Source organism: Streptomyces malaysiensis subsp. malaysiensis (assembly GCF_040653035.1).
GTDB classification, from domain to species: domain Bacteria; phylum Actinomycetota; class Actinomycetes; order Streptomycetales; family Streptomycetaceae; genus Streptomyces; species Streptomyces malaysiensis.
On record NZ_JBEZNG010000008.1, the window covers coordinates 208,015 to 216,536 of the forward strand.

11 protein-coding genes are annotated in these 8,522 nt (G+C 73.5%); 10 read left to right on the top strand and 1 reads right to left on the bottom strand.

Annotation, left to right across the window (positions count from 1 at the left end):
• Positions 1-18: 18 nt before the first annotated feature.
• Positions 19-654: a hypothetical protein gene (locus AB0E24_RS18735; protein ID WP_359378274.1), complete on the bottom strand. Its 636-nt coding sequence runs from the start codon at positions 652-654 to the stop codon at positions 19-21.
• On the opposite strand from AB0E24_RS18735, the gene AB0E24_RS18740 reads away from it, so the two are divergent.
• The 10 genes from AB0E24_RS18740 (at position 626) to trpA (ending at position 8,251) form a co-directional block, all read left to right on the top strand.
• Complete coding sequence (locus tag AB0E24_RS18740; RefSeq protein ID WP_359378276.1) at positions 626-901, top strand: hypothetical protein; 276 nt, start codon at positions 626-628, stop codon at positions 899-901. The genes AB0E24_RS18735 and AB0E24_RS18740 overlap by 29 nt on opposite strands.
• Positions 902-1,343: 442 nt before the next feature.
• Positions 1,344-1,721 carry a phosphoribosyl-AMP cyclohydrolase gene (gene hisI, locus AB0E24_RS18745; protein ID WP_069870097.1) on the top strand — a complete coding sequence of 126 codons (378 nt, stop codon included), beginning with the start codon at positions 1,344-1,346 and terminating at the stop codon, positions 1,719-1,721.
• 39 nt (positions 1,722-1,760) lie between these two features.
• Positions 1,761-3,296 (top strand): anthranilate synthase component I, encoded by a 1,536-nt coding sequence (locus AB0E24_RS18750; RefSeq protein ID WP_283886982.1) that lies wholly within the window; start codon positions 1,761-1,763, stop codon positions 3,294-3,296.
• 72 nt (positions 3,297-3,368) lie between these two features.
• On the top strand, positions 3,369-4,055 hold the full coding sequence (locus AB0E24_RS18755) for a TIGR02234 family membrane protein (RefSeq protein ID WP_069870093.1): 687 nt from the start codon (positions 3,369-3,371) through the stop codon (positions 4,053-4,055).
• 129 nt (positions 4,056-4,184) lie between these two features.
• Positions 4,185-4,445 carry an HGxxPAAW family protein gene (locus AB0E24_RS18760; RefSeq protein ID WP_069870091.1) on the top strand — a complete coding sequence of 87 codons (261 nt, stop codon included), beginning with the start codon at positions 4,185-4,187 and terminating at the stop codon, positions 4,443-4,445.
• A 120-nt stretch (positions 4,446-4,565) separates the two neighbouring features.
• Positions 4,566-4,976, top strand: a complete 411-nt coding sequence (locus tag AB0E24_RS18765) for a DUF2752 domain-containing protein (RefSeq protein ID WP_251771678.1) — start codon at positions 4,566-4,568, stop codon at positions 4,974-4,976.
• Between the two features lie 163 nt (positions 4,977-5,139).
• Positions 5,140-5,949, top strand: coding sequence for an indole-3-glycerol phosphate synthase TrpC (gene trpC / locus AB0E24_RS18770; protein ID WP_069870087.1), 810 nt, complete (start codon positions 5,140-5,142; stop codon positions 5,947-5,949).
• A 23-nt stretch (positions 5,950-5,972) separates the two neighbouring features.
• Complete coding sequence (gene trpM / locus AB0E24_RS46005; RefSeq protein WP_370685001.1) at positions 5,973-6,125, top strand: tryptophan biosynthesis modulator TrpM; 153 nt, start codon at positions 5,973-5,975, stop codon at positions 6,123-6,125.
• Between the two features lie 60 nt (positions 6,126-6,185).
• Positions 6,186-7,433, top strand: a complete 1,248-nt coding sequence (trpB, locus tag AB0E24_RS18775) for a tryptophan synthase subunit beta (protein WP_079257255.1) — start codon at positions 6,186-6,188, stop codon at positions 7,431-7,433.
• A complete protein-coding gene (gene trpA, locus AB0E24_RS18780) occupies positions 7,433-8,251 on the top strand; it encodes a tryptophan synthase subunit alpha (RefSeq protein ID WP_069870083.1) in 819 nt (272 codons plus the stop codon). Before trpB ends, trpA begins: the two co-directional genes overlap by 1 nt.
• The last annotated feature ends 271 nt before the right edge of the window (positions 8,252-8,522 follow it).

The window sequence follows — 8,522 nt, forward strand, 5'->3', positions numbered from 1 at the left end:
TGGCCGCCCCGCCCGGACCTACCCCGGCAGGGGCTCGCCCAGCTTCTTGCCGTCGCGTCCGGCGCTCAGCGTGAGCGCGCAGGAGACCTGGTCCTCGCCCTGGACGGAGTAGGTGCCCAGCGCGGGGTACAGCGCGTAGTAGTAGTACATCCGGCCGTCGTTGGGGATGCTCTTGAGCCGCTTCTTGGCGTCCGTCCCGCACAGCGCGAGCGCCTTGGACTGGATCGCGCTCTCGGAGGAGAAGTCGCCGCTCAGCGTCTCATTGGCGATCACCTCGCCGTCGTGCGGACCGTGGCAGGGCCGCTTCTCGACCTTGGTGACGCCGCTGTCCATCGCCGGATGGTCGAAGCACTGGCCGGGGTCGAGCACCACATACGGCACCTTGCCACCGGGCCCGCCGGACTCCGACGCGTCCGGGGCCGCGGAATCCGAGGCGCCGGGATCCCCGTCGGGGGCATCGCCTCCGCCGCCCAGCGGCGCGCCCTGACCGGGGTCCTCCGAGCCCGCCGGGGCGGCGGACGTCGCGTCGCCCGAGGGCGAGGAGACGGGGCTGTCCGAGGCGGAGGCCGAGGCGGACGGGCCGGCGTCGGCCGATGTCCTCTCGTCCCCGTCGTCCTTCGTCCCGATGACGATCGCGCCGACGACCACCGCCACGGCCACCACCGCCGCGATGACGATCGCCGTGGTCCTGGAACCGCCGGTGCCGGGCGGTGGGGGAGGCGGCGGCAGCGCGCCCGCGGGCATCGGCCCCGGCGGCAGCGCGCCCGGGGGTATGGACCCCGGCGGCAGCGCGCCGGGCGGCGGTCCGCCGGGCATCAGGACCGGTGGGGTGGGCGGGCCGAAACCACCGCTCGGCGGGGCGGACGGCGCCGGCCAGGACTGGGCCCCCGGCCGGTCCTGAGGCCCGGGCTCAGGCCGCGCACCCGTCCCGCCCGGCTGCGCGGGCGGGTCCGCCGGGGGCGGCGGCCCGAAGCCCTGCTGCGGCGGCTGCGCCTGCGCCTGCGGGGGCTGCGGCGGCTGATCCTGCTGGGGCTGTGAGGGCTGTGGCTGTGGTGGTTGCTGCTGCGGCTGCGGCGGTGGACCGAACTCCCCGCCGTTTCCAGGCCGATTGGGGTCATTCGACGGCGGCGGAAACGTCATGCCCGAAGCATGCCCCATTCCACCGACAACCCGACCATCGGGCCCGGCCTGCCGACGCCCGCCGGACCCGGCCAACCGGCCCGGGACACCGACCTGGATACCGGTCCGAATACCGGACCCGATACCGGCCCGACACCCGCCCGGACACCGGTCCGGCGGAGATCATTCGCGGGGACCCCCCTCCGGACGTGCAGAATGGTCGCATGACCGGCTCCGACCGCCCCTCCGCCCTCGACCCTGCCCTCGCCGCCCGCCTCAAGCGCGGCGCCGACGGCCTCCTGCCCGCCATCGCCCAGCAGTACGACACCGGTGAGGTGCTGATGCTCGGCTGGATGGACGACGAGGCGCTGCACCGCACCCTCACCACCGGCCGCTGCACCTACTGGAGCCGCAGCCGCCAGGAGTACTGGGCCAAGGGCGACACCTCCGGCCATGTCCAGCTGGTCAAGTCCGTCGCCCTCGACTGCGACGCCGACACCATCCTCGTCAAGGTCGACCAGGTCGGCGCCGCGTGCCACACCGGCGACCGCACCTGTTTCGACGCCGACGAACTGCCGCTCGGCCCACCGGCCGGCCAGTAGACCGCCGGCAGCCCGGCCACCGCCCCACCCAGCCGCCCCGTGCCCCGCGGGGCTCCCCAGACCTCGACCCAGGACGCTGTCACGATGGATCTCGAGACCTTCCGCAAGCTGGCGGCCGACCGCCGCGTCATCCCCGTCAGCCGCAAGCTGCTCGCGGACGGCGACACCCCTGTGGGCCTCTACCGCAAACTGGCCGCCGAGCGCCCCGGCACCTTCCTCCTCGAATCCGCCGAGAACGGCCGCTCCTGGTCGCGCTACTCCTTCATCGGCGTCCGCAGCGCCGCCACCCTCACCGAGCGCGAGGGCCGCACCCACTGGCTGGGCACCCCGCCGGTCGGCGTGCCCACCGAAGGCGACCCGCTCCAGGCGCTGCGCGCCACCGTCGAGACCCTGCACACCCCCCGCGACCTCGGGGGCCTGGTCCAGCTGCCGCCGTTCACCGGCGGCATGGTCGGCTACCTCGGCTACGACATCGTCCGCCGTCTGGAGAAGGTCGGCGAGCACGGGCGGGACGATCTGCGCCTGCCCGAGCTGACCATGCTGCTCACCTCGGACCTCGCGGTGCTGGACCACTGGGACGGCACCGTGCTGCTGATCGCCAACGCGATCAACCACAACGACCTCGACACGGGTGTGGACGAGGCGTACGCGGACGCCGTGGCCCGGCTCGACGCGATGGCCGCCGATCTGGTCCGCCCCGTGCCGACCGACCCCGCCGCGCTGCCCGAGTCCGAACTGCCGGAGTACACCGCGCTGTGGGGCGGTGAGGACTTCAAGGGGGCGGTGGACGACATCAAGGAGCGCATCCGCGCGGGCGAGGCGTTCCAGGTCGTCCCCTCGCAGCGGTTCGAGACACCGTGCTCGGCCACCGCCCTCGACGTCTACCGGGTGCTGCGCGCCACCAATCCGAGCCCCTATATGTACCTCTTCCGGTTCGAGGGCTTCGATGTGGTGGGCTCCAGCCCGGAGGCCCTGGTCAAGGTCGAGGACGGCCGGGCGATGCTGCACCCCATCGCCGGCACCCGCCACCGCGGGGCCACCCCGCGGGAGGACGCCGCCCTCGCCGAGGAACTGCTCGCCGACCCCAAGGAGCGGGCCGAGCACCTGATGCTGGTCGACCTCGGGCGCAACGACCTCGGGCGGGTCTGTGAGCCCGGCAGCGTGGAGGTCGTCGACTTCATGTCGGTCGAGCGCTACAGCCATGTCATGCACATCGTCTCGACCGTCACCGGCAGCCTCGCCGAGGGCCGTACGGCCTTCGACGTGCTCACCGCCTGCTTCCCCGCGGGCACCCTCTCCGGCGCCCCCAAGCCGCGCGCGCTCCAGATCATCGAGGAGCTGGAGCCGAGCCGCCGCGGGCTGTACGGCGGCTGTGTCGGCTATCTGGACTTCGCGGGCGACTCCGACACCGCGATCGCCATCCGTACCGCGCTGCTGCGCGACGGCATCGCGTATGTCCAGGCGGGCGCGGGGATCGTGGCCGACTCCGATCCGGTGGCCGAGGACGCGGAGTGCCGCAACAAGGCGGCGGCGGTGCTGCGGGCGGTGCACGCGGCGGGGCGGCTGGGGCGGTAGTTCCCGGCAGTCGCCGGTAGTTCTCATATCCCCGCGAACGAGCCCGTACCCGGGTGGGGGATAGTGGTAGGCGTGACCGCAGCAGCCGTACCCCAGCCCAGGGCCGAGCACGAGCCCTCCGCCTCCGCCGTGCGCGGCCGCCGAAGCAGCCTTGCCATCGCCCTGCTTGCCGGTGCGCTGGGCGCCGCCCTCGTCCTGCTGGCCACCAGCCGCAAGTGGGCCGAGGGCACCGCCGCCGTCGCCCAGGGCTCCCTTCCACAGAGCGCCAACGGCGACGACATCACCGGGCTGCCCGGTGCGCTGGCCGTCGTCGGCCTCGCCGCGCTGGTCGCGGTCTTCGCCGTACGCCGCCTCGGCCGTGTCGTCGTCTCGGCGCTGCTCGCACTCTGCGGCGCGGGCGTCGTCGTCAGCTCGGCGCTCGGCGCGTCCGACAAGGCGGCGCTGGAGGAGAAGGCGTCCAAGGTGAGCGGGCTGACCCACAGCCCCATCCACGACGTGGCGTACACCCCCTGGCCGTGGGTGGCCGCGGCGGGCGGGGTGCTGCTGCTGCTCGCGGGCGTGCTCGCGCTGGGCTACGGCCGGCACTGGCCCGCCATGTCCGGGCGGTACGAGCGCGCGGGCACCACGGGCCGGGCCCGCACCCGGCGCGGCGGCCCGGCCCCCGATCCGGACCGCCCCGAGGAGCTGTGGAAGGCCCTGGACCGGGGCGAGGACCCGACGGAGGCGCCGGAGCGGCAGGAGGCCGAGCGGGGCGCCTGAGCGCTCCCCTCCCACACCGCGGGGCCCCACCCCCGCGCAAGGGTGTTTCGCGCGTCGGGGACAATGGCCTGGGAGCGTTCGCCTCCCCGAGCGCCGGGACCAGGCGCGGTACAGCAACGAGGAGAATTCATGGCGGGTCACAACCACGGACACACCCCGGCCGCCTGGACCGGTGTCACCATCGCCTTCATCGGCTTCTGCGTCGCCGGCGCGTTCACCGTGGCGGCCAGCCCGCTCGGCTTCTGGGCGGGCATCGTGATCATCGCCCTCGGCGGTGTCGTCGGCATGGCGATGCGCGCGGCCGGGCTGGGCATGCCCAAGGCGCAGCCCGTGCGGCCGCAGCCCGCGGTCCAGTCCCAGACCCAGGCGCAGGCGCAGACCCAGAGCTGAGCCCCGGCGCGGCCCGGGGCCGCGCCCGCCTCCGTCGCCGCGCTCGCCACTGAGCCGTACGGAGGCCGGTGCACCGGTTCTGAGCTGCGCCTTCGTGGATGCCGGGGCAGACTCGGCGGTGTGACCGAACCACCGCCGACCGCCCCGGCCCCCCTGGTACGGCGGCTGGCCGCGCCGTTCGGCGTCCTCGCGGGCGTCCTGGCCGCCTTCGGCTATGTCGGCGCCGTCGACCCCCGGGAGCCCGGCCACTACCCCGTCTGCCCGCTGCTGCGGCTCACCGGGCTGTACTGCCCCGGCTGCGGCGGGCTGCGCGGCGCCCATGCCCTGGCGCACGGCGATCTGGCGGCCGCGCTGCGCGACAACGCCCTCGCGGTCGGCTGTTACGCGGTCTTCGTTGTCTGCTGGGTGGTGTGGTGCGTACGCGGGCGCTTCCCGGTGGCGCGGCCCTGGTACGCGGGGGCGCTGGGCGCGGCGGCCCTGGTCTTCACCATCGTCCGGAATTTCCCGTTCGGGGGACTACTGACACCATGACCGCTGTTGTGTATGTGCATGTGGTGGGCGTCCGCGTCAACCGGATGCGAGAGCTCGGCCTCCCGGCGGCTACCATCGCAGTGCCGGGTGACGCGGTGAACCCGTCCCACCCGGCAGATCCACAGCAGCTAGCTTCATCCCCGTCACGGAAGGGGGCCGCTCGGTGAGTGTGCTCGACGAGATCATCGACGGAGTCCGTGCCGACCTCGCGGAGCGGCAGGCGAGCGTCGCCCTCGACGAGCTCAAGGAGCGGGCGGCCAAGGCCCAGCCGGCGAAGGACGGCGTCGCCGCGCTCAAGGGCGAAGGCGTCAAGGTGATCTGCGAGGTGAAGCGGTCCAGCCCGTCCAAGGGCGCGCTCGCCGCGATCGCCGACCCCGCGGGGCTCGCCGCCGACTACGAGGCGGGCGGCGCGGCCGTGATCAGCGTGCTGACCGAGCAGCGGCGCTTCGGCGGCTCGCTGGCCGACCTGGAGGCCGTAAGGGCCAAGGTCGACATTCCGGTGCTCCGTAAGGACTTCATCGTCACCTCGTACCAGCTGTGGGAGGCGCGCGCGTACGGCGCCGACGTCATCCTGCTGATCGTCGCCGCGCTGGAGCAGGAGGCCCTGGTCTCGCTCGTCGAGCGGGCCGAGTCGATCGGGCTCACACCGCTGGTCGAGGTGCACGACGAGGAGGAGGTCACCCGCGCGGTCGACGCCGGGGCCCGGGTGATCGGCGTCAACGCGCGCGACCTCAAGACCCTCCAGGTGGACCGGGGCAACTTCGCTCGGATCGCACCGGAGATCCCGGACCATATCGTCAAGATCGCGGAGTCGGGGGTGCGCGGACCGCACGACCTGATCGCCTACGCGAACGACGGCGCGGACGCGGTGCTGGTCGGCGAGTCCCTGGTGACCGGTCGCGACCCCAAGGTCGCGGTGGCCGATCTGGTGGCGGCGGGCGCCCATCCGGCGCTGCGCCACGGCCGGGACTGACGACGGGGCGGGATCGGCGCACCATGGAGACGTACGCACGCCTGGCCCGGGGCTGTCGGCCCCGGGGCTGCCGCGCGCCCGCGAGGCGGGTGCGGGGGCGGCGCGTGCGCTACCACATCGGATGCGAACCGGGGCAGATCAACGGGCGTCGATGGCGACGCGCCGCGCCGCGCTGAGCGCGCACGGTTTCCCATCACATCCGTTGCGGGGCGATGCCCCGATCGAGGAGTACAGCCATGTCCTCTGAATTCTTCATCCCTGACCCGGAGGGTCAGGTGCCCACCGCCGAGGGGTACTTCGGTGCCTTCGGCGGCAAGTTCATCCCCGAGGCGCTCGTCGCCGCGGTCGACGAGGTCGCCGCCGAGTACGAGAAGGCCAAGACGGACCCCGCCTTCGCGGCCGAGCTCGAAGATCTGCTGGTCAACTACACCGGCCGGCCCAGCGCGCTGACCGAGGTGACGCGGTTCGCCGAGCACGCCGGGGGCGCCCGGATCTTCCTCAAGCGCGAGGACCTCAACCACACCGGCTCCCACAAGATCAACAACGTGCTGGGCCAGGCCCTGCTCACCAAGCGGATGGGCAAGTCCCGGGTCATCGCCGAGACCGGCGCCGGTCAGCACGGCGTGGCCACGGCCACCGCATGCGCTCTGTTCGGGCTCGAGTGCACCATCTACATGGGTGAGATCGACACCCAGCGGCAGGCGCTCAACGTGGCGCGGATGCGGATGCTGGGCGCCGAGGTCATCGCCGTGAAGTCCGGCAGCCGCACCCTGAAGGACGCCATCAACGAGGCGTTCCGGGACTGGGTGGCCAATGTGGACCGCACCCACTACCTCTTCGGCACCGTGGCCGGCCCCCACCCCTTCCCGGCGCTGGTGCGCGACTTCCACCGGGTGATCGGCGTGGAGGCGCGGCGGCAGATCCTGGAGCGGACCGGGCGGCTGCCGGACGCGGTCGCGGCCTGTGTGGGCGGCGGATCCAACGCGATCGGGCTGTTCCACGCCTTCCTGCCGGACGAGAGCGTGCGGATCGTCGGCTTCGAGCCCGCCGGGCACGGGGTGGACACCGGGGAGCACGCGGCCACGCTGAGCCAGGGCGAGCCCGGGATCCTGCACGGCTCCCGGTCGTTCGTGCTCCAGGACGAGGACGGGCAGATCACCGAGCCGTACTCGATCTCGGCCGGTCTCGACTACCCCGGCGTCGGCCCTGAGCACGCGTATCTGAAGGACACCGGCCGCGCCGAGTACCGGGCGGTCACCGATGACGAGGCGATGCGGGCGCTGCGGCTGCTGTCGGAGACCGAGGGCATCATCCCGGCGATCGAGAGCGCCCACGCGCTGGCGGGCGCCCTGGACCTCGGCCGTGAGCTGGGCGGCGACGGTCTGGTGCTGGTCAACCTCTCCGGGCGCGGCGACAAGGACATGGACACGGCGGCTCGGTACTTCGGGCTCTACGAGCGGCAGAGCGACGAGGGGGCGAAGTGATGGCCGGGAACCTGGAGCTGCTGGGATCCGTCCTGGCGAGTGCCAAGGACGAGGGGCGCGCCGCGCTCGTCGGCTATCTGCCCGCCGGTTTCCCCACCGTCGACGGCGGGGTGGACGCGATGACCGCCATGATCGAGGGCGGCTGCGACATCGTCGAGGTCGGGCTGCCGCACAGCGATCCGGTGCTCGACGGTCCGGTGATCCAGACCGCCGACGACATCGCGCTGCGCGGCGGGGTCAGGATCCGCGATGTGATCCGCACGGTGGGGGAGGTGCACGCCCGCACGGGCGCTCCGATCCTGTGCATGACGTACTGGAACCCCGTGGACCGGTACGGCGTCGAGCGGTTCGCCGCCGATCTCGCCGAGGTGGGCGGCGCGGGCTGCATCCTGCCCGATCTGCCGGTCGAGGAGTCGGAGATCTGGCGGAAGGCCGCGGAGCAGCACGGTCTGGCGACGGTGTTCGTGGTCGCGCCCAGCAGCCGTGATGAGCGGCTGGCGAAGATCACGGCCGCGGGCAGCGGTTTCGTCTACGCGGCGTCCCTGATGGGTGTCACCGGAACGAGGGAATCGGTGGGCCAGGAGGCGCGCGCGCTGGTGGAGCGCACCCGTGCGACCACCTCGCTTCCGGTGTGCGTGGGGCTCGGCGTCTCCAACGCCGCGCAGGCGACGGAGGTCGCCGCGTTCGCCGACGGCGTCATCGTGGGCTCGGCCTTCGTCAAGCGGCTGCTGGACGCCGAGGGCGACGGCGAGGCCGGTCTGGCGGGGCTGCGCGAGCTCGCGGGTGAGCTGGCGGAGGGGGTTCGCGCCGCGCGTTAGTTAGGGAGTGTCCGGGGGCGCGCGTACGCCTGCGGCGGGCTGCTCCCCTCCCCGCCCCTTCCCACAACTGGGGCTCCGCCCCAGACCCCGCTCCTCAAGCGCCGGAGGGGCTGGGTGGCGGGACTTCGCCCCGGACCCCGCTCTTCGCGCCGGAGGGGTTGGGTGGTGGGACTTCGCCCCGGACCCCGCTCTTCGCGCCGGAGGGGTTGGGTGGCGGGGCTTGGCCCCGGACCCCGCTCTTCGCGCCGGAGGGGTTGGGTGGCGGGGCTTC